Annotated in this window: 18 protein-coding genes and 2 tRNA genes; 2 read left to right on the top strand and 18 right to left on the bottom strand. The window is 41.5% G+C overall.

All coding sequences use genetic code 11. The features are described 5' to 3' along the window. Nucleotides 1-94: 94 nt before the first annotated feature. The 6 genes from ftsH to spoIIE all read right to left on the bottom strand — a co-directional run bounded on the left by ftsH (nt 95) and on the right by spoIIE (nt 8691). Nucleotides 95-2155, bottom strand: coding sequence for an ATP-dependent zinc metalloprotease FtsH (ftsH, locus tag V3595_RS25285; protein WP_260358020.1), 2061 nt, complete (start codon nt 2153-2155; stop codon nt 95-97). Nucleotides 2156-2272: 117 nt separating this feature from the next. After that, entirely contained in the window at nt 2273-2812 is a 540-nt protein-coding gene (gene hpt / locus V3595_RS25280) for a hypoxanthine phosphoribosyltransferase (protein ID WP_485910414.1), read from the bottom strand. A gap of 32 nt (nt 2813-2844) precedes the next feature. Further along, nucleotides 2845-4239, bottom strand: coding sequence for a tRNA lysidine(34) synthetase TilS (gene tilS / locus V3595_RS25275; RefSeq protein WP_485910401.1), 1395 nt, complete (start codon nt 4237-4239; stop codon nt 2845-2847). Between the two features lie 92 nt (nt 4240-4331). After that, nucleotides 4332-5330 (bottom strand): protein kinase domain-containing protein, encoded by a 999-nt coding sequence (locus V3595_RS25270; RefSeq protein ID WP_485910399.1) that lies wholly within the window; start codon nt 5328-5330, stop codon nt 4332-4334. Next, the gene (locus tag V3595_RS25265) at nt 5296-6033 is read right to left on the bottom strand and encodes a VWA domain-containing protein (protein ID WP_402907374.1); all 738 of its coding nucleotides are present in this window, start codon (nt 6031-6033) and stop codon (nt 5296-5298) included. The genes V3595_RS25270 and V3595_RS25265 overlap by 35 nt, the downstream gene beginning before the upstream one ends. 183 nt (nt 6034-6216) lie before the next feature. After that, entirely contained in the window at nt 6217-8691 is a 2475-nt protein-coding gene (spoIIE, locus tag V3595_RS25260; protein ID WP_485910396.1) for a stage II sporulation protein E, read from the bottom strand. A 327-nt stretch (nt 8692-9018) separates the two neighbouring features. Here spoIIE and V3595_RS25255 point away from each other — a divergent pair. Together V3595_RS25255 and V3595_RS25250 are read left to right on the top strand one after the other, a co-directional pair. Next, nucleotides 9019-9092 (top strand) — tRNA-Met (locus V3595_RS25255). Between the two features lie 20 nt (nt 9093-9112). Beyond that, a tRNA-Glu gene (locus tag V3595_RS25250) sits at nt 9113-9184 on the top strand. 165 nt (nt 9185-9349) lie between these two features. Here V3595_RS25250 and V3595_RS25245 read toward each other — a convergent pair. From V3595_RS25245 to V3595_RS25190, 12 genes are all read right to left on the bottom strand, one after another. Further along, nucleotides 9350-9805 (bottom strand): S1 domain-containing RNA-binding protein, encoded by a 456-nt coding sequence (locus V3595_RS25245; RefSeq protein ID WP_101225920.1) that lies wholly within the window; start codon nt 9803-9805, stop codon nt 9350-9352. Between the two features lie 80 nt (nt 9806-9885). Then, complete coding sequence (locus V3595_RS25240; protein WP_101225919.1) at nt 9886-10272, bottom strand: FtsB family cell division protein; 387 nt, start codon at nt 10270-10272, stop codon at nt 9886-9888. Nucleotides 10273-10285: 13 nt separating this feature from the next. Further along, nucleotides 10286-10918 carry a spore cortex biosynthesis protein YabQ gene (gene yabQ / locus V3595_RS25235; protein WP_485910394.1) on the bottom strand — a complete coding sequence of 211 codons (633 nt, stop codon included), beginning with the start codon at nt 10916-10918 and terminating at the stop codon, nt 10286-10288. Continuing rightward, the gene (yabP, locus tag V3595_RS25230) at nt 10915-11223 is read right to left on the bottom strand and encodes a sporulation protein YabP (RefSeq protein ID WP_101225917.1); all 309 of its coding nucleotides are present in this window, start codon (nt 11221-11223) and stop codon (nt 10915-10917) included. The genes yabQ and yabP overlap by 4 nt, the downstream gene beginning before the upstream one ends. A 76-nt stretch (nt 11224-11299) precedes the next feature. After that, nucleotides 11300-11563 carry an RNA-binding S4 domain-containing protein gene (locus tag V3595_RS25225; protein WP_034316386.1) on the bottom strand — a complete coding sequence of 88 codons (264 nt, stop codon included), beginning with the start codon at nt 11561-11563 and terminating at the stop codon, nt 11300-11302. 23 nt (nt 11564-11586) lie between these two features. Beyond that, entirely contained in the window at nt 11587-13059 is a 1473-nt protein-coding gene (yabN, locus tag V3595_RS25220; RefSeq protein WP_485910392.1) for a bifunctional methyltransferase/pyrophosphohydrolase YabN, read from the bottom strand. Beyond that, nucleotides 13052-14674, bottom strand: a complete 1623-nt coding sequence (locus tag V3595_RS25215; RefSeq protein WP_485910390.1) for a putative polysaccharide biosynthesis protein — start codon at nt 14672-14674, stop codon at nt 13052-13054. The genes yabN and V3595_RS25215 overlap by 8 nt, the downstream gene beginning before the upstream one ends. A gap of 175 nt (nt 14675-14849) precedes the next feature. Continuing rightward, nucleotides 14850-15386: a stage V sporulation protein T gene (spoVT, locus tag V3595_RS25210; protein WP_063574550.1), complete on the bottom strand. Its 537-nt coding sequence runs from the start codon at nt 15384-15386 to the stop codon at nt 14850-14852. 187 nt (nt 15387-15573) lie between these two features. Further along, complete coding sequence (mfd, locus tag V3595_RS25205) at nt 15574-19110, bottom strand: transcription-repair coupling factor (protein ID WP_485910388.1); 3537 nt, start codon at nt 19108-19110, stop codon at nt 15574-15576. A 161-nt stretch (nt 19111-19271) separates the two neighbouring features. Continuing rightward, nucleotides 19272-19502 carry an anti-sigma-F factor Fin gene (gene fin, locus V3595_RS25200; RefSeq protein WP_034316319.1) on the bottom strand — a complete coding sequence of 77 codons (231 nt, stop codon included), beginning with the start codon at nt 19500-19502 and terminating at the stop codon, nt 19272-19274. Between the two features lie 105 nt (nt 19503-19607). Next, entirely contained in the window at nt 19608-20168 is a 561-nt protein-coding gene (gene pth, locus V3595_RS25195; RefSeq protein ID WP_485910386.1) for an aminoacyl-tRNA hydrolase, read from the bottom strand. A 259-nt stretch (nt 20169-20427) separates the two neighbouring features. After that, nucleotides 20428-21066: a 50S ribosomal protein L25/general stress protein Ctc gene (locus V3595_RS25190; RefSeq protein WP_350300849.1), complete on the bottom strand. Its 639-nt coding sequence runs from the start codon at nt 21064-21066 to the stop codon at nt 20428-20430. Nucleotides 21067-21181: the final 115 nt, after the last annotated feature.

Genomic DNA, 21181 nt, shown 5'->3' with positions numbered 1-21181 from the left:
GTCGCACTTTTCGAAAGGTACCCCAAAAACTTTATCATAAGAGTTAAGAAAAGGGTATTTCCGAGGCGGAAATACCCTTTTGAATTTAGTCAACTTAAGACTTTTTATTGTCATCTTCGTTCGGGAAGGAAAGCGGCTGATCTTGAGGTGCACCTTCTTTGATTGGAGGAGTATTCAATCCTTCCTCCGTTATTTCAAGGTCCTCAGGTCCTCTTTTATCCAATGGATCTAATAGGGCCTCTTTTTCTTCCTTCTTCTTATTGATGTTCACCTTGACATTCTCATCAGTGGTTAAATTCCCATTCAGTGCCGTATAATCACGTTCTGGCAATTTACCATTATGGAATAAACTTTTGATTTGTTCAGCATCAAGTGTTTCCACTTCAAGCAAGGTTTTTGCAACCAAATCAAGTTTTTCACGATTTTCAGTAAGTATCTTCTTACATCTTTCGTAAGCTTCCTTGATGATACGTTGAATTTCAAGATCGATTTCATATGCTATTGCATCTGAATAGTTTTGATCATTGTTGAAATCGCGGCCTAGGAAGACCTGACCTTGAGAATTACCGAATTGAAGCGGCCCAAGCTTACTCATGCCATATTCCATAACCATGCTCCGAGCTATGCCCGTTGCACGCTGGAAGTCGTTATGCGCACCGGTACTCACTTCTCCGAATGTAACTTCTTCGGCTACACGGCCACCCAATAGTCCTACAATTTTATCTTTAAGCTCAGGTTCCGTCATGAAGAAACGATCTTCTTTCGGCAGCATAACTGCATAACCGCCGGCTTGACCACGAGGGACAATCGTAACTTTATGAACGACCTCGGCATCATCCAGAACCAATCCAATAATGGTATGGCCCGCTTCATGCCACGCTACGATATTTCTTTCCTTTTTGGAAATGACACGGTTTTTCTTGGCAGGTCCAGCGATAACACGATCCGAAGCTTCATCCAAATCGGACATGTCGATCTTCTTCTTATCTTGACGGGCAGCTACAAGAGCCGCTTCATTCAGTAAGTTTTCAAGATCGGCACCAGAAAATCCTGGAGTACGCTGAGCGATCGCTTTCAAATCGACTGTTTCTGCTAAAGGTTTATTGCGTGCATGCACTTTCAGCACTTCTTCACGGCCCTTGACATCAGGTCGGCCTACCGTTATTTGACGGTCAAAACGTCCTGGACGCAATAATGCCGGATCCAATACATCAGCACGGTTAGTCGCAGCAATGATTATGATTCCTTCATTACCACCGAAACCATCCATCTCCACCAGGAGTTGGTTCAATGTCTGTTCACGTTCATCGTGACCGCCACCAAGACCTGCGCCACGTTGACGTCCGACTGCATCAATTTCATCTATAAAGATGATACATGGTGCATTCTTCTTAGCATTTTCAAACAAATCACGAACACGGGATGCACCGACACCCACAAACATCTCAACAAAATCAGAACCACTGATTGAGAAGAAAGGAGTTCCGGCTTCACCAGCTACTGCTCGTGCTAGTAAAGTTTTACCTGTACCAGGAGGCCCAACTAAAAGTACCCCTTTAGGAATACGGGCACCAAGCTCGGCATATTTACGAGGGTCTTTCAAGAATTCAACGACCTCGACAAGTTCCTGCTTTTCTTCGTCCGCTCCGGCAACATCATTGAAGCGTACTTTTTTCTTATCATCATTATACAATTTCGCCTTACTTTTCCCGAAGTTCATGACGCGGCCACCACCGCCGCCTTGAGCTTGGTTAAGTAAAAAGAAGAAGAGGATAAAAATGATTACAAATGGAATGATGGAAGTGAAAAATGTCACCCAGCCACTTGTCTTTTCTGGAGGTTCGACAGTGATGATGTCTTTATCCAGCTTGGTTACAGCGTCATTGATCCGGCTTTGCGAATACTCACTGAAAGGCACGTACGTCACAAAGAATTTGTTTTCCTCATAACCTTTGAGCTTTCCTGTGATTTCAAATACACTGCTTTCGGGCTGCATCGTAAGTGATGTAACGTCCCCACTCTCCAAATGCTTATAGAATTCATCTTGGGTCAATTTTACGTTTGGTTCATTGTTATTATTAAAAATGCTTACAATCCCAATGATGACCAAAAAGATCAGTAAATAAAATATGGTATTACGGAAGATCCGATTCATCCCTTACCTCCTCCCACGGGTAAACAAACTATAGTAAATACTATCATACAAAATTAATGAATTACAATAATTTAACACCGCTGTTTTTATCTGGTCTTCTCTTTCAAACAGGTACGATTAATTCGAGTAAATTTCAGGCTTCAATATGCCAATATACGGGAGATTACGATACTTTTCCGCAAAATCAAGACCATATCCGACAACAAATGCATCCGGTACGATGAACCCGGCATAGTCCGGAGTGATATCCGCTTTCCTGCCTGTTGGTTTATCCAATAAGGTAACGATTTTAATTGATTTTGCTTTTCGGTAACGGAAAAGTTCCGCAAGATAGCTAAGAGTCAAACCGCTGTCGATAATATCTTCGATGATTAAAACATCCCGGCCCTCAACTGATGTATCAAGATCCTTGATGATTTTCACTTCACCGGAAGATACAGTGGAGTTACCATAGCTTGAAACATCCATAAAGTCCATTTCAAGATGTGTATCAACGCGTTTCAGTAAATCTGACATAAATGGCATGGCGCCTTTCAGCACTCCGATGGCCAACGGGAACTTACCTTGGTAATCAGCTTCAAGCTGCGCACCCAATTCCCTGATTTTCTTTTGAAGTTCTTCCTCTGTTATTAAAACCTTTTCAATGTCGTTTTGCATGGTCATTGTAATTAATTGCCCCCCATGAAGAATTAAGCTTTTTTATATTCTAAGTAGATTAAAGATTTTTCATCAGAAATTATATCCGGCTCAACATTCGATTTCTTTAAACCAGGCAGCCAAATGACCGTTCCCGTTTGATCGATGATGACCGGCCACACATTTCTTTCTAGCATCGGGATCTTTTCATTAATAAAAATATCCTTTAACTTTTTAGTTCCACCTAATCCCTTGACGGCCATCCGCTCGCCTTCATTCCTGGTTCGGACTGTAAGAGGAAGCTGAACAGCTGATTCGGGAAGTATAAAAGAATGATTTCCTCTAAGTACCGGAATTTCTTCTTTTATATAGTGCGCTTTAATCTTATATCCATTCGGAAGAATAGTCTCACCGGGAATTTGTAATTTAAAGGAATATTTATGGCTTTTTTGCCGGAAAAACCTAAACGTGCAAGTTTGATATGATTTTTCCGCAATAAGGCCCTCCGGAAGATGCAATTCTGCAGATGGTTGAGGATTCAAAAACAAAACTAAAAGTTGGTCAATATGTAATGCCGAAAGCGATGAAGGTCTCTCCAAATAAAGATAGTTTAATATTAGTTGAATCGCCCTTCTTTGTAAAGGTTTAGGCATCGCGAGAACCTTATCAATCTGAATAACCGCTTGATCTTTATCCTGTGTGATCCAAACATCGGACATTTTGCTTGAAACCAGGTTCAAAAAAAACTCTTCGTCTTCATAAAGCTCTTCACTGAATCGTTGAAAATGCTCATGAACCTTGCCATTTTCTTTCTTTAAAAACGGAAGGACTTCATGTCTAAAACGATTTCTTGCATAGACACCCGTTTCATTGCTCGGATCAAACCTTGGTTCGATATCATGAAGGCCCGCATATTCGATTATTTGGCTTTTCGTGATTTCAAGAAAAGGCCTGATCAGATTCCCGGTATGGAAACGTCTCTTTATAGGAATACCTGCCCTTGCCTTCCCTGTCGCCCCTCTTGTTAAACGCATAAGCATCGTTTCGATTTGATCATCTCCATGATGCCCCAGGACAAGAGTGGAGGCTTGGTGCTTATCCATCATTTCTTCATAAAAAGCAAAACGCAGCTTTCTTGACGTTATTTGTGAACTTTCCCCCGTCTGTTTCATCCGGGCAGGAACATCGATCCTTTTCCCCTCAAATGTAATGCCCCACCGTTCACATATATGCTCGACATATTTATAATCCTCATAGGATTCTTCACCACGAAACATATGGTCAACACTTGCAACGATCATCTCGTAATGAAAAAGAGATTGAATTTCCTTAAGGATATGGAGAAGCACCAATGAATCCGGTCCTCCGGAAACGCCTATTAGCAACTTCGAGTTTTCCTTAATCAATTCGTTTCTATAAATGGTGCTCAGAACTTTTTCCTTTAACATACAATCTTCCTTCTTTATGAACAGGCATTAGTTTTATACGATTCAATCATGAAATGGTTTCAATTATTCCATGCATTCACCTAATAACTATATCATAACAACTGTTCATATATGTAAAGAACATAGAGCATCGATATGATGGCAACCAGCAAAAAAGTTTCAAAAAAACCGCCACTTTTCTTTTTTGAATGGTTTTGGGACCTTCTTGCTTGTCTCGTTGCAGGTTGAATTGTTTGTGACTGGCCGGTAGCTGCCTGGGTCAGACCCTTTTTCTTCGAGTGATTTTGCTTACTTAGCACCGTGACCAAATCCTCCCGCATTTGGAGGGCAGAATCATACTGCCCGTGAAGTGCTTTATCCAACATCTTTCTATATGGGTGCAATTCCTTTTTCTGCTTAATCAAGTCGTTAAGCTGTCTATACCCCTCCCCTTGCTTGTGGAAACGTCCAGGATAGGCCGAATTGATTATAATCATCGCCACAGCGAACAAGTCATATTGCGGATCGGCCTTTCTTGATCCAAGTCCCCAGTAACCCCTGTCAAAGAACTCGGTGAATTCTTTAACAGATCGCCCAATTAAGGTGGTTCCGCCTACATCCACGCACCTCACCTTATAGGCTGGTGAAGTCACGATCAAATTCTCAGGTTTTAAATCGCCGAACACCCAGCCATTGGTATGCAAGGCAGACAAGCTGGTTAAAAGCTGAAGCATTAAGACTCCAATCCATGATGACCCTTTCTTATCGATGAAACGCAAAAAATCGTGTCCGTGGATATATTCCATGACATAAAAAGGGAGCTGCTTTCCTGTTTTCATGAAATCATCCGCTTCCAAAAAGGAAGGTCCAAGGGTAGACCCCTGGACCTTTGAAAAGGATTTTAGGATATTCATCTCAGAAATAATGGACGTCCCATTATCACTGAGCTTTAAAGCATAATGACGATTTTTGCTTTCAACCAAATAGACGATCCCGTTCGCTCCACACCCCAATTCCTTAATTATTTTGTACTGGTTTTTATTCCATTTTCCAGTGACCAAACTGCCAGGCAGGAGTTTACATTGATTCCTCAAAGTATTGTTCATCATCATGTGATAACAATCCCCTCAATGAACGTTTTTTATTGAAATATGTTAAAGCTTCACGAATGGCTGGACCTGTCGGAGTGAGTCCCCCTGTACTAAGCTTAGGAAAAGTTGCCGTCAGGGCTTCAAGGTTCGGGGTCCAATCCAGCAACTTTTCAACATCATTTCTTTTCCCAGGAAATACGAATACGGAAAAACGGCTGTCACCCATTCTTGCATTCATGCTAAGGGAAAGATCTAATAAGGAATCTTTTACTGTAGGCAGTTTATGTTTCATGCTTGCACTGGTATCAACAAGAATCAGTACTTCAAGCTTGCTCGTTTCCCCAAGCTCATCGACCACCTCCATCACTTCTCCTCGTTTATCCGGCGGAAGATCCTCCATCGTTTTTGAATCTCCAAGTATTTGTTGAAGTTCGCGATTGATAACTCCCTGTATAGTTTGAGTCATTGCCTTTTGTGTGACCATTTGGACGGTTTGGGACAACTGCTGGGCATAGACTATTTGACTTACGCCACCTCCTGAACCAGCAATCTTCTCGATCTCCTTAAGACCCTTTTCATCTATCACATCATTTTCCATGACACCTATGACATTGATGGTTATGCCTTGCTTCCTTGCTAATTCAGCCATGGCAGACGGCTCCTCACCATGATTTGAACATCCGTCGGTTATAAGCAAAATCTGTCTTAATGTTCCTGCTTTCATGTTTTGCTCTCCCTTCCTATCAATTTGTTACCATAATTGACTAAAAAAGGGGAATTTATACGCTAAGACATCGCATCAAGTCACATCATGGAGCGGAGTGATTGAAAAGTCTCTTTACCTTTTAACCTTCTTCCATTTCACCACCTCATTTTTGGTGTTATTTATTTTATATATATAAACGGCCTACTGGGCCTTTTTGCGTTTTGGAGAAACGGGAATGGATGCCCATTTCGGTGTGTTATGCTTGATTTTTGATGTTACCACTGTCATGTCATCATCTATGATCCCTTTTGTTCGGATGACCTCTTCCAATATTAAATCAGAGATTTCCTGCGGATCGTCTGTTTCCATTTCCTTGATTTTACGTTTAAGCCAGAACTCGATATTTTCGACATGTGAGGGGCCATCGAACACTCCATCGCTCATCATGATTAGTATGTCCCCTGCCTTGAGCTCTTCTGATACAACATCAACATCGAAATCCTGGATGATTCCCATAGGGAGGTTACTTGATTCAATTTTTATTATCCTATCCCCCCTTTTAATGAAACTCGGTATCGAACAGATTTTTAAAAACTTAGCCTTTGCGTCCTGAAGATCAATCATTGCCAAATCAAGAGTCGAAAATATTTCATCGGTAGTGCGTAGAGATAATACGGAGTTTACGGATTTAATGGCTATTTTTTCTTCAATTCCCGATTGTAAAAATTTTTGGAGCAGCTTCAATGTCTCTGTACTTTCAAAATGGGCCCTTTCCCCATTTCCCATTCCATCACTAATGGCTATTGCGAATTTGCCGCAGCCAATCTCCATGGTCGTATGACTATCTCCTGATACAAGCCCTCCCCCCTTGGCAGCATGAGCCACACCCGTTTCGACCGTGAATTTTTTTGCTGACCTAAATATCACCTCACATTGCCCGTTTGGATACGTTGCACACTCTTCTGAATGAACGACTATCGTTTCCCCTAAAATGTCAGAAAGCATAGGTGCAATCAATTTTTCACATTCCCCTCTGCCCTGGCAGTATGGGACACTCATCTCTATATCAACATTCCCTTGTTCTAGACTGTATATTTCTACATACCCTATGTGCAGGCCAAAATCCTGGATGGCTTCCAAAATGGATTCTTCATGTACATGATGATTCTTCCTTTCCCTTTGAATTTCTTTCGCAAAATCATCCATTACTGCCGAAACTCCCCGCAGTTGATCCGCAACTAGTTTCCGGCTTTCCTTCACCTGCCTTTTTAATTTTTGGTTTGCTTCAAAATAAGTAAGCTCCTGTGATATCGCCCCAATGACCTGAGGCCCGCGGCTACAATATTTCCCCCATTCCTTTGAAGTCTTTTGGGGGAGCTGACCATTATTTTCACTTAATTGAAGCATAATTTCCTGCATGCCGTCATAGGTTGTATTAAAGTTCTTGGACCAGCACTGTTCCTTTTTAAAACAAAGCTGGCACGTCTTTTCCGTTACATTACTTAAGAAGTAGTCGAATTCTTTCTCATCTTCCTCCAATCTCCCCCTTTCATCCACTTGGGAAAAGCTATTGGAGAGCGCCTCAAATACATGTGAGAATTGCTCCACCCTTTGAGCGGTGACATCCCTCACTTTTCGGGCATACTGCTGCTGTTCATCAGAATTCTCGACTGTTCCCGGTATATGTTTCGCTATTTTGTTGATTATGGATGACGGTGTCAATATAAATAGGGCCACAGCTATAATTGATTCATAGAGGGTCACCATAATATTGCTGGTGCCCTCACCATATAAACCTATCAGTAATGTAGCAATCATGAGGCCGCTAGCAACTCCTATCTTCCTTCCCTCCTTCAACAAACCGCCCAGAAGCCCGGAAAAAGCAAGAAGGCTCATTTGATAGAGACTAGCAATACTTGCCAGGCTGAATATCAATCCAGTAACTACACCTACAGTGGAGCCTATGGCGGCCCCTCCCGCCAGCCCGAAGAGGAGGACCAAGTATCGCGAGAATATATGGTCGAGTGATAGATCGTATATCATCCAGCCTATGGTTCCGGTCATCACCGAAGCCAGCAGGATGATGATGCTGACGATTTCCTCCGTCTTTAATGATTGGGACTTTGTCCGAATGGTCAGCATCGGGATGGACTGTATGAAGATTAAAGTTAAGATCATTGCGAGTCCCGCCTCTACTCCTATCATCATTAAGTCGTACAGCTGAATCGTTCGGAATACCAGATATTGCTCGGCCAGGTTGACCAGGAATAGTGAAGCAAAGACGTACATCGACATCGTCTTGAATTGTCCTTCCACGGCGGGCTTCTTGATCTTATGAAATAACAGGAGCAGGAACGCCGATGCAAAGATGACTAAACTATTAGAATAGTGAACCGTCAGCCCACCTGCAATCAATCCGAATAAAGCAAGTGGTGCCCTGTCACGTCTCATGAGAAACACGGCTGCGAAAAACGGAAGTCCAAATGGTGCCAGCTGCGAAAGAATTAATGCCCGTCCTAATAAAAAACCAATAATTGCTAAAGAAATACCTTTTTTTATGAATATGTCTTCCGTCTTCATTTGCAGTTGTTGGATCCAATTGATGGCCCCTGCCTTCGCTTCTTTTAACTGAACATCACCAAGAGGTTCCATCATAGGTCTTTCTACTTTTTCCATTTCAACACCCCATTCGTATTAGTGATTTTTATTATATAGAGGGCTTGTTTATTTTTTTGTCAGAATTTTATAAGCGGATAAGAAAAACGTTCGACGAAATTCTTCTTGAACAATCATTTGTATACAGGTTTTTGTGCCTTTTTTTCCAATACAGAAACGGGTGTTCTTTTTTTTTTGAAGAAAAGCAAAGTTTTTAGGTTATTTTTGCGGAAAATAACACGAATAAATAATCAGGGAATGGAAACCGACAAACTTTATTTTTTTTGTTGACATTTATTCTTCACGAATGTAAGATATAACTTGTGCTTAAGTAGCACTTACCATTATGGCGGCGTAGCTCAGCTGGCTAGAGCGTACGGTTCATACCCGTGAGGTCGGGGGTTCGATCCCCTCTGCCGCTATCTTTTTTCATGAAAATAATGGCCCGTTGGTCAAGCGGTTAAGACACCGCCCTTTCACGGCGGTAACACGGGTTCGAATCCCGTACGGGTCATCAAATACAAAAGCGCCTCTGCACACTTATCTCAGTAAGTGTACAGAGGCGCTTTTTTTTATGTTGTTTATAATTAAAAGAAGACAAGCCGGCAAGCTTGCCTTTATCTACACTATGAATAATTTCACAGGAAAAGTTGCTAAACTATTATTTTCAGCAGCAGTTTTATCCGCGTCTTCCTCCTCGACCTCCCCGTTTCGTTTCGGTGCTACGTTTAAGGGTCGTTAAGCGGTCTTCGCTATCTTTTAAGAATTTAGCCATTTTTTGCTCAAAGTTTTCCTTCGGTTGGAAACCATTACCTTTCGAGCGGAAGTCTTTGGAACGGCTGTCATTCCCTCTTCCTTGGCGCGGACGTGGTGTGTATGCAGGTTTTTGCTCAGCTTCAGGACGGTCTATCGCTTTTTTTATGGACAAGCCAATCTTGCCATCTTTAACATTGATGACTTTCACCTCAACTGTATCGCCCACTTTTAAATGATCATTGATATCCTTGACATAGTTATCAGCCACTTCACTGATATGGACAAGACCGGTTGAACCTTGAGGTAGCTCTACAAATGCACCAAAATTAGTTATGCCTGTTACTTTACCTTGTAACTTGCTGCCTACTTCGATTGACATAAAAAAAATGTTCCTCCTTAGAAATGTTAAAAAATCTCTTCACTCTATATTATAACGAAAGTAAAAAAACAGTGTCAATATTAGTCACTATCTTCCTTCCCTTTTGGAAGGGTAAATATGATTTCGCCTTTTTCAGATAAGAAATAATCCCGTCTGGCTATTTTCGCTATATAGTCGTCGTCATTAAGCTTTACGATTTCTTCTTTAAGAAGGGTCTCGTCTTTTTTCAATTCAGCTAACTTTCCCTTCAATTCTTCCTTCTGTTGTACTTTCTCATCCAGTGCAACATTTTGCGTTATGAGGGTGGAAACGGCAAAAATCAAAAAGACAGCGGCGAAAACTGAGTAAAGAGTTAATCTACGCATTAGACCACGCTTCTTTTTTTCTACGGTTTGTACTTTTTTCTCTTGTTGAGCGACGTAGGGATTTTCTATTTTTGCCACTTTCCTTTTACGCAGGCTACTCATTTTTTATCGCTCCTCATTTCTTTTTATTTCTCCATCTATTTAGCGTTCTAAATATAGAATTCTTTATTTTCAATAAAATCCCTTTTCCTTTATTATAAAACTTCCCGACGTTTTTCGTAACAAAAACCGGCAATAAATTCCATATATAGATCAGAATCCATTTTAATGGCTTCCAGAAAATATTCAAAATAAAGAGAAGTATTTTCCCCGCCCATTTTAATAATGCTAAAACGAACTTACCTATCCCGAAGATGATGGCTATTACAGATACTATTACCCATTTTATCGGAACAAATATCAGCATGTGAACCGAATTCATTATAAATCTCGCCAACTTTATCACAAGTATTATCAAAAACTCTAAAAAACGTTGATAGAAACCTTTGAAAAGTGCTTGATAAGCTGAAAAACCGCATAATAAGGCCAAAAATAAATAAAGGCGAAACTCTCCCTCATTCACTAAAAACAAAACATAAAAAATAAGGAGACCCTGAATGATCCAGAAAAGGAAGTCATGGATGAATACAATCCACCTTTTCCTTTCTGATCGTTTCAGGAACCGGCTATACGTATCCAGGGCAGCTCCAAAGCCACTGCCCATGCCTATCATCGCAAGCAACGTATAAAATTGAATCGTTAAGGTCATTTGAACAATTTGCCAAAGAAGCCTTTAGCTTTCTCCCCTGATTGCTCATCTAAATAAACAAGGTCGAAAATCTTTCCCTTAATGGAGACGATGCCTTTATCAACGTCTAAATTCTTCATTTGCAAGTTTTGGCCCCGGATAGATAAGAATCCCATTACAGTTTCAAGCAGAAACTCCTCATTATCAAAACTTTCAACTTGTTTGACACCGGTAATATCAAGTAAACGGCGGCCTTTCATCGTTACATCATGCTCTTGGGTCGTTCCCTTTGTGTAACCAGCATTCGGATCATTATATTGGCTCATTTCTTCATCCCTCACAGTACCACTGATTTTGTACAAGTGTATGTCCGTAAGAGCGGAATTAGAACCAAGCCTGTCCTTACTCCTCCGCTAGCTTTTCTTCCTTTACGATGGTATACATATCTGCAGCCGCTTCTTTTTTCGTCGTTTCTTGAATTTTATCGACACGTACCGTAACGAGCTTTTGACCGAATCGTACAGTCAATTCATCGCCATCTTTCACATTCGAACTTGCTTTGGCCTGTTGTCCGTTAATCGTGATTCTCCCTTTATCCGCAACCTCTTTCGCAAGTGTGCGGCGCTTGATCAACCTTGAAACTTTTAGGAATTTATCCAATCTCATCGACATTAAAATCTCTCCCTTAATTAAAGTCCTTTAGCTTTTGCTTCATCCCAATATGAATCCAGTTCTTCCAATGTATAATCCTCAAACTTTTTGTCTGCCCTTTGAATGCACTCTTCTATATATGTAAAACGCCGGTGGAATTTCTGGTTTGCTTTGTAGACGGCTTCTTCCGCTTGTATGTCATAATAACGTGAAATGTTGACAAGCGCAAAAAAGAGGTCGCCGAGCTCTGATTTTATTCTTTCGACATCCCTGTTCGGGCTTAATATTTCCGCTTCCAATTCCTGCACTTCTTCCCTGACCTTTTTCCAGGCTTCGGAAACCTCATCCCAATCAAATCCGACCTTCGCAGCCCTTTTTTGGTACTCTTCGGCCCGAAGTAAGTTTGGCAGCGATTTCTCAATCCCATCCAGTATGGATTGCAGAGCTTTTGTTTCGCTCCCTTTTTCATTCTCTTTGATTTTCTGCCAGTTCACTAATACATCTTCCTCGCCGTTCACTTCAACATCTCCGAATACATGAGGGTGGCGTCGAATCATTTTCGCCGTAATGCCTCCAATCACATCATCTATCGTGAACATGCCCTCATCTTCACCGATTTGTGAATGAAGCATCACTTGAAGCAGGACATCCCCAAGTTCACCAACCATGCCCTCATCGTCCTCTTCATCGATGGAATCAATCAGCTCATATGCCTCTTCTATCAGATATTTCTTCAAGCTTTCATGAGTTTGTTTCTTATCCCAAGGACATCCGTCAGGACCTCTAAGTTCTGCGATGACCTGACGCAGCTTAGAAAACTCCCTGTATCGTAAAGCTTCTTCCTTAACAGGCGGGACATAAACACTCGTCAAGTTACTTAACTCCATCTGACGGTCGAGTTCGAACAGAGCGCATTTTGTCACTTTTTCCTGACTGCTTCCTGCTGCTGTAACGATATATACCTCGTAGTCATCCGGTAGCTTTTCCATTAAAGTCAGCTTCACATTGGACGCACTGAATGCGTCATACACCTGTCCGATTATCATATGCTGGGTAATGTGCAAATCATCTGGTGAAAGATCCGTTCCATCCAATAGCTGGAACCCTTCAATCGGATCGATTTTAACAGCCTGAAACAAGGGATCAAGGAAACTTTGCCCGCCTTCCAGCTTAATGGCTATTCCAAGAGCCGGACCCTTTTCGAGCAAAAGCTGAACCGTTTTTTCCGCTACCATAGGATGCCCCGGAACTGCGTAAAGAACGGAACGGTTTGAAGCCTCTTGTAATAATGTTCCGGCAATTTCTTCATATACCGCTTCAAATTGGTCGTGCTTTTCATATATCCCGTCAAACGCCGTGAAATTGATTCCTTCCCTTTTCAAATCCCCGATTACCGGATGATCAATCGTTCTGACGAAGCATTGTTCTGTTTGTAGCAATTTTTTATAAATTCCTAGTGGAAGCTGATCTAAATCCCCTGCACCAAGGCCTATTATCGTAATCTCATTCATGATTTCGTATACTCCTATTCGTTATTATAAATCGTTTAAGCTTTGAACCTGCAGGTATAAGTGCAAGTTCTTCTTCACCAAATAAGCCTGCACGAATGGCGGTCATCACAAAAACGGCTGCACCGATCCCTACACCGATCAAAGCTTGGATCGTAGCTAACAACCGGCTCTCGCCTGAGGACATCAATTCGAATAAGCCATTGAATAAAACAACCGCCGTACCCATGTAAACCGTACTCTTCAAGATCATTAACACGTGCTTCTTTTCAATTAATGTCTTTTTAATATGTACTTTCAATACCACATAAAATAATACAGTCATGATCATAAACGCAAGCACTGTTGCCGAGGCTGCTCCCGCGATTTTGTAATGGGGCACTAGGACAAGGTTCAAAGCCCACTTGCTGACCACACCCACAAGCGTAATGATCACTGGTATGAACGAATAGCCTAAGCTTTGAATCACTGCCGCTTCTGCCATTATGACGGATGTGAATAAAATCGATAAAGAGAAAATTGCTAAAGTAATGGTCCCTTTAACATCCGTGAACAGCATATGATTGACAGGCTTCATCGTCACCACCAGCCCGATCGCAGCTGCGAGTCCTATCGTCGCGCTTACACGAAGCGCCAATTTGATTTTATTCAATAATTCATGTTCACTTTTCCTCTGAACGAATCCGGATATTACAGGTACAAGCGCCAATGCAAAAGAATTAGCCACGACTGTACCTAGCTGAAGCAAAGGCTGTCCCCGGTCATATACCCCTTTCCATTCTTTGGCTTCCTTTTCCCCCATCCCCGTTTCCCTTAATAGGGAATATAGGTGCAGAGAATCGACAAACTGAAACAAGATAAGGATCAAGCCAGTTATGCAAAATGCCAACCCTTGGAAAACCAGGACTTTGGAGATTTTGATGAAATTTACCGGTTTGATTCTCATCCGTAAAAAAAACTTCCATTCTTCTCTTAAAATAACGAAAGCAATAAGCAGTACCAGGCCAGTTATGCCGCCGGTTATCGAACCGAGGACCGCCCCCTTGCCGACCACATAATGAGAGTAGCCCTGATACACGAATATTGTGGAAAGAACCAGTATCGTCAACACACGGATGCATTGTTCAGCGACCTGCGAACTTGCCGTCGGTAACATGTCGTTTATTCCTTGAAAATAGCCTCTTAATACAGATGAAATCGGCATTAATAGATAAGAATAGGCAACGATTCTCAGCAGACCGGCTAAATGCGGATCCTTCATCCATCCTGCAATCCAATCAGCGCCAAGGTACAGTGCAGCAAACATCATGACTCCTATCGAACTTAAGACGACGAATGATGTCATTAAAATGTCCTTGACCGCAAAGTTATTTTTGGAAGACTCCCGTTCAGCAATAAGTTTGGATATGACTACAGGAAAGCCGAGTGTTGATAATGTAAAAGCAACACCGTAGAAGGGATATACCTGTTGATAGATATAAAACCCGATGTCACCCGCAATGTTCTGATAAGGTATGCGATAGGCCGCACTCAATACTTTTACGATAATCGCAGCTGCGCTCAAAATCAGCGCACCTCGAAAAAGTTCATTTGATGTTTTATTAGGCTTTTCAGCCATTCTTTTTCCCCTTTTCACTCATATGTGGTAGTTATTATAGCATAATTCTAGTGGTTATTTTTCAATCCCAGCCATACTGTTAATTATTTTCCATATCCTCTTTTTTTAGAATTGCAAAAAGGACAGCACGATTGCTGCCCTTTCCACCTTTAAAAATATAATGGCATGTCCGAAGTTACTGTTCCATTTGCCTAGCTAGGAAGCTTGCTGCTGTTTCAACCGATTTCTGTTCCACTTCACCAATGGTACTATCTTTAGAGAAAATCAAGACGGCACCAATCGGGTCGCCACTCGCAATGATCGGAGCTGCAGTATAAGATTGGACCTCTTCATCATTGGAATCAACGAATGAAACTTGTCCGTTCGGAGACTCGAGGACAGGATTTCTTTCTTCCATGATTTTTTCCACTAGTTCACTAACACTTTTATTTAAGTATTCTTTTTTGGAGCCGCCTGCCACTGCAATGTAAGTATCCCTGTCACAAATCATAACTGGGTTTCCAAGGCTATCATAAAGTGCTTCTGCATATTCCCTAGCAAAATCGCCTAATTCACTAATAGGAGAGTATTTCTTAAGGATGACTTCTCCATCTCTATCCACAAATATTTCTAGTGGATCTCCTTCACGGATACGGAGGGTCCTGCGAATTTCTTTTGGGATGACGACTCTTCCTAAATCATCAATTCGGCGAACGATACCAGTTGCTTTCATCTAATGTTGCCTCACTTTCATCTAATTGATTTGATAAATCCTCATTTTGCAGCAAAATCATCACCAGCTATTGTACTTAGTATTTTTCTAATGGTAAGTTCTATGCACTTTGAAAAAATTTTTCTTTTTGTTGCATTTTTTTACCATGGTACCTAAAAAAATTCTTCAAGAGGACTATCATTCAATTTTAGTTTTTTGTGGCTTGCGTCTCTTTTTTTACATACTGTAAACCCTTGGTCATCTCAAATAAGATATTAAGCCATTTGCTTTGTTCTACGCCTTTTATGTGCAGGACCAGCTTCATTCTATTGCCGTCCATGCCGAAGCCGACCATACTGCCATACTTCGATCCCAGCTCGAACACCTTTTGTCCATCCACATTGCTGCTGACCTTTTCCCTAAGGATAATGCTGATTTCCTGCTTTAATTGCTTAATGCTTTCAATTCCGGCCTTTTCAGCATATACCTTCATTTCGGCAATCATGAATAAATAGGAAACTTCTTCTGGATACTCTCCGAAACGATCGATCATTTCATCCTGTAATTCTTCCACTTCTTCAAGCGAAGCAATACCTCTGAACCTTTTATACATTTCTATTTTCTGATGTCCATCCATTATGTAGGCATCAGGGATATAAGCATCCACTTCTACGTCGATTTCAAGGGTGTTCTTTTCTTCGGCTGGTTGGTCATTACGTTTCGCATCTACCGCTTCTTTCAGCATTTGTGAATACAGATCAAAACCAACTGAATCGATGAAGCCATGTTGTTGAGCCCCTAGAATGTTCCCAGCTCCCCTAATGGATAAATCACGCATCGCGATTTTGAACCCTGAACCCAATTCTGTAAATTCCTTAATGGATTGAAGACGTTTTTCTGCCACTTCCGTCAACACTTTATCTTTCCTATAAGTGAAGAATGCATATGCCACCCGATTGGAACGTCCTACACGCCCACGCAGCTGATAGAGTTGTGAAAGTCCCATTCTATCCGCTTCATTCACGATAAGCGTATTGACATTCGGGATATCGACACCTGTCTCTATAATGGTTGTACTTACCAAAACATCATATTCACCTTCTAAAAAGCCGAACATGACGGCTTCCAGTTCTTGCTCTGTCATTTGCCCATGAGCATAGGTGACACGGGCATCGGGCACCAGCATGGAAATTTCTTCTGCTTTTCTTGCTATATCCTCTACCCGATTGTAAAGGAAATAAACCTGACCACCCCTGGCCAATTCCCGTTCTATCGCTTCCGTTACCAATGAGCCATTATACTCCATGACATAAGTTTGGATCGGGAACCGGTTCTCAGGCGGTGTTTCGATGACGGACAGATCCCTCACGCCCAACATGGACATATGAAGTGTCCTCGGAATCGGCGTCGCAGTCAAAGTCAGTACATCCACATTAGTTTTTAACCGTTTGATCTTTTCCTTATGTGTAACGCCAAAGCGCTGTTCTTCATCAATAATAAGCAATCCCAAATCGCGGTACACGATATCTTTGGATAAAATCCTATGCGTGCCAACCACGATATCCACCGTGCCGGCCTTCAATCCCTTGATCGTCTCGGTTTGCTGTTTTTTAGTCCGGAAACGGCTCATATGACCAATCGAAATCGGATAATCCTGAAAACGCTCCCTTAATGTTTCATAATGCTGCTGGGCGAGGATTGTGGTCGGAACAAGAAATGCAACCTGCTTGCCATCCATTATGGCTTTAAAAGCGGCCCGGATGGCCACTTCTGTCTTCCCATATCCAACATCACCGCATAATAAACGATCCATCGGCCGTTCCCGTTCCATATCCTTTTTGATTTCGACTATGGAACGTAATTGATCTTCCGTTTCGTTATAAGCGAATGATGTTTCGAATTCTCTCTGCATATCACCATCAGGTGAAAAGGCATAGCCCTTTGCCGCTTCCCTCTCTGCGTATAACTTGATTAAATCATCGGCAATGTTCTCAACAGATGATTGAACCTTGCTTTTGACACGTTTCCATTCCGTTCCGCCTAGCTTATAGAGCTTCGGTTCCTTTCCTTCAGAACCGACATATTTTTGGACAAGATCAATTTGGTCGACAGGAACATATAATTTGTCATCCGCTTGATAACGAATATTCAGGTAATCTTTATGGACCCCATTTATCGTAAGGGTTTCAATACCCAAGTATTTACCGATACCGTGATTAACATGAACGACATAGTCACCGATCTTCAGTTCGGAATAACTCTTGATTCGCTCCGCATTCGATAGTTTCTGTCTCCGTACTGATTTCTTTGACTTTTTATTAAACAATTCCGTTTCCGTAATGATACTGAACTTTTGCATAGGTAATTCAAAACCGCTATTCAGACTGCCGCGTAAAATCTGTACTTTACCTGGAAGAATGCTGTTCGCATTAAACAGTTCTGCTGCCTCTATATCATAATCGGCTAAAACCGAATGCAGCTTTTTTACCCGTTCTTCATCCTGTCCAAGTATGACGACTGTATATTTCCCTTTTTTCCAACGTTCCAGTTCAGCTTTGAACACATTCATCTGTCCATGGAAATTTTGCATTTGTTTACTGGCAAAATTCAGGATATTCTGAGGATTCGTATGAGGTACATGCCGTAAAAACAATGAAAGGTATACAAACGGCCTGCTGGATTTCACTATTAATTCCTGCATGGGATGAGCCAATTTTATGTCATGGATAATTTGTCCCTGACTTAAAAGGTCCGTGTACCACCCAGCCTCTTCCTTTTCCAAAGAATCATTGATTTCCTGGATTCTACTGATTTCATCTAAGAAAACCAAACCATTTACCGGTAAATAATCTATTAAACTAGCTGGATCTTCATACGCTAAACTTAAGTATTTAAAGATTTTGTCGGGTATATTCCCCATTTTCAGCTGTTCAAGTTCATAACTGACCGTTTGAACCAGCTGCTCCTTGGTTTTCTCGTCTTTAAGTTTCTTCAAGCTTTTACTTAATCCGCTCTCGAGCCTTGTTATGATTCTTTCGATATGCTCTGTCTCTAGCAAAGCCTCACTGACGGGACCAATCGTCACCTTCTTAAGTTTCTCGATGGATCGCTGATCTTCGCTTGAAAAGGTCCTTATTGAATCTATTTCGGTATCGAATAATTCAATTCGTATTGGATTAGGTTCGGTGATCGGATAAATATCGATTATGCCGCCCCTGATACTGAATTCACCTGGAGAAGCAACCATTTCAGACCGGTTATAACCCATGGCAATGAATTTATTAAGCGTTGGTTCAAGCTCGATGTCTTCCCCTAAATTAAACGCTAGCTGATGCCTCTTCCAAATATCCTTTGGAGGAAGCACACGACGCACCCCGGGAATTGGCGCAATGACAATCCCTTTCTTTCCTTCCGCCCAAAAGTTCAATGCCTCTACACGTTGAGCCCTTAATTCCGGGCTGGCTACACTCAAATCAGCCGCGATCAATTCATTGGCTGGATATATATATAATTCTTCCTCGGGAATGAAACTGGATAAGTCCTCATGGAATTTTTGTGCTTGCAATAAATTATGGGTAACCAATAAAATAGGCCTATTCGTCTTTTCATATACGGAAGCCAGCAATAGTGATCTCGAGGAACCTGTCAGACCAGCGACGATTTGCTCCTTAAGTCCTTCATCGATGCCGGCTATTAACGAATGAACATCATCTTGTTTGGAGAACAAGTTCTGTAATCCATTCATTTTCTTTCCCCCCTCTCTTAACGTGCGAAAACCATTTGAAATCTTTGTATTAGAACTTGGCCATTTAACCAAGCGTCCTTTTTATTAACGGCATTTTTTTGTGCCCTGGTATTCCAGACAAACGGAAAAATGCTTTGGATTTTGTCCAAAGCCCTCTCCCGCTAATGAATAATATAATCGTTTTCATATAAATCAGGGTTTCTTTGCAGCGATTCATGACAGTCTTCACATATCGCCCTTACATGCATATCCCCTTCAGAATCATAAACGATCATCTCTTGTCGCTCTTCATCGGTAAGTTGATTAAAACCTAACTGCTCCGTACTCAGTGAGTGTGCCTCGATTGAGCCCAGCTTAGTTCCGCAATGTCGGCATCGATAATGGAGAGCCATTTGGTAACCCCCTATTTTAGTAATAGTGTTAGTATGTACAAAAGTAGAGGGGTTTTATTCAGCGAAACAGGAAGATATTATTCTTTACTTATATCTACTCTCTGCTTATTGGTTATATTCGTTCATGACCTGTAGAAATGGTTTTCCCAACCAGGCTTCACAAGAAGCTGCGCTCTTTTCGATCGTTGCCCCGACATGATCCCATTCTTCAGGCGAAAAACGCCCTAAAACATAGTCAGATACCGGAATACGGCCAATCGGGCGGCCAATGCCTATTCTGATTCGATTGAATTCTTGCGTACCCAAATGGGCAATTGAAGATTTTATCCCATTATGACCGCCTGCACTTCCTTTTTGACGAAGGCGAAGCTTCCCTGGAGGCAAATCAAGGTCATCATATATAATGACAACATCCGTGATATCCACCTTAAAGAAATGCATGACAGCTGAAATGGATTCTCCTGACAAATTCATGTAGGTTAAGGGTTTAAGCAATAAAACTTTTTCTCCCTTTACCATTCCTACACCATAGATCCCCTTATGCTTTGCTTGATCAAGTGGGATCGACCATCTTTTGGATAACTCATCTATTACTTCAAATCCGACGTTATGCCGAGTTTTTTCATATTGTTTACCTGGGTTCCCTAACCCTACAATAATTTTCATGATTCACACTCCGTCATTACGGTTATTTAGGGAGTTACGCTGGGACGAAGTTTTTCCAAGATCATTGACCTTAGAAAAATAGTACCCTAATTTCAACCTTGCCTGCAAGCGACCGGAGAACTAATTAGGAAAACCCGAATTAAAGGAGTCCATCACGAAAAAATGGTCCGGCTTAAATGGATGCATCCAGAGATTGAAAAGACGTAACTCGTTAAGAGCTACGCCTATTATATCACGATTCACTTGTTTAATCCCGGCATCATGACTCTGGTGATGCCTTGGTTTCCCTGCCTTCTTCATTTTCAGGGATACCTCCATCTTGCTGTTCACCTGTACTTATTTCCTCTTCCTGGCGAGGAGCCAAAACAGATGCAACGACTTCTTCACCATCGTTGCCGATTGTAACTTGTTTATTCGTTTGGATATCGGATATGTAGATTGTATCTCCTACCTGAAGTTCGGTAACGTCAACATCGATGGAGTCAGGAATGTCATTAGGTTTAGCTGTAACCGTCACTTCATGAAGAGACTGCTGAAGGACCCCGCCGTCTTTCACGCCTTTACAAACACCGACAAGGTTAATGCGTACTTGTGCCTGTAATTGGGCGGACATATCTACAATTAAAAAGTCTGCATGATAAATGGAGTTCTTTATTGGATCCTTTTGATAGTCAGAGAGCATGACTTTGTAATTCTTACCTTCCAAGTCCAAAGAAATGATTCCATTACGGCCTATTTCTTTAATTGTCTTTTGAAGCTCAATATTATTGACTGAAATGGCCGTACTGTCATTTTTATTGCCATATACTATCGCAGGGATTTCGCCGTTTTCTCTCAAATTCCTTAAATTAGAGTGTTTTGAATCCGTACGTTCTTTTGCAGCTAATATATTACTCATACATCCTCCGCCTTCCTGAATATGAATTGCAAGTTTCTCTATATTTAACATTTCCCTAAATGGCGAATCATTAAACATGAAAGGTAAAATCCGAAGGGAGCAAGAAGGTGATAAA

The organism is Bacillus sp. CFBP9009 (assembly GCF_036541465.1).
Taxonomy (GTDB): domain Bacteria; phylum Bacillota; class Bacilli; order Bacillales; family DSM-1321; genus Peribacillus.
The sequence above is the reverse complement of the archived record's forward strand: the minus strand, read 5'-3'. Positions and strand labels throughout refer to the sequence as shown.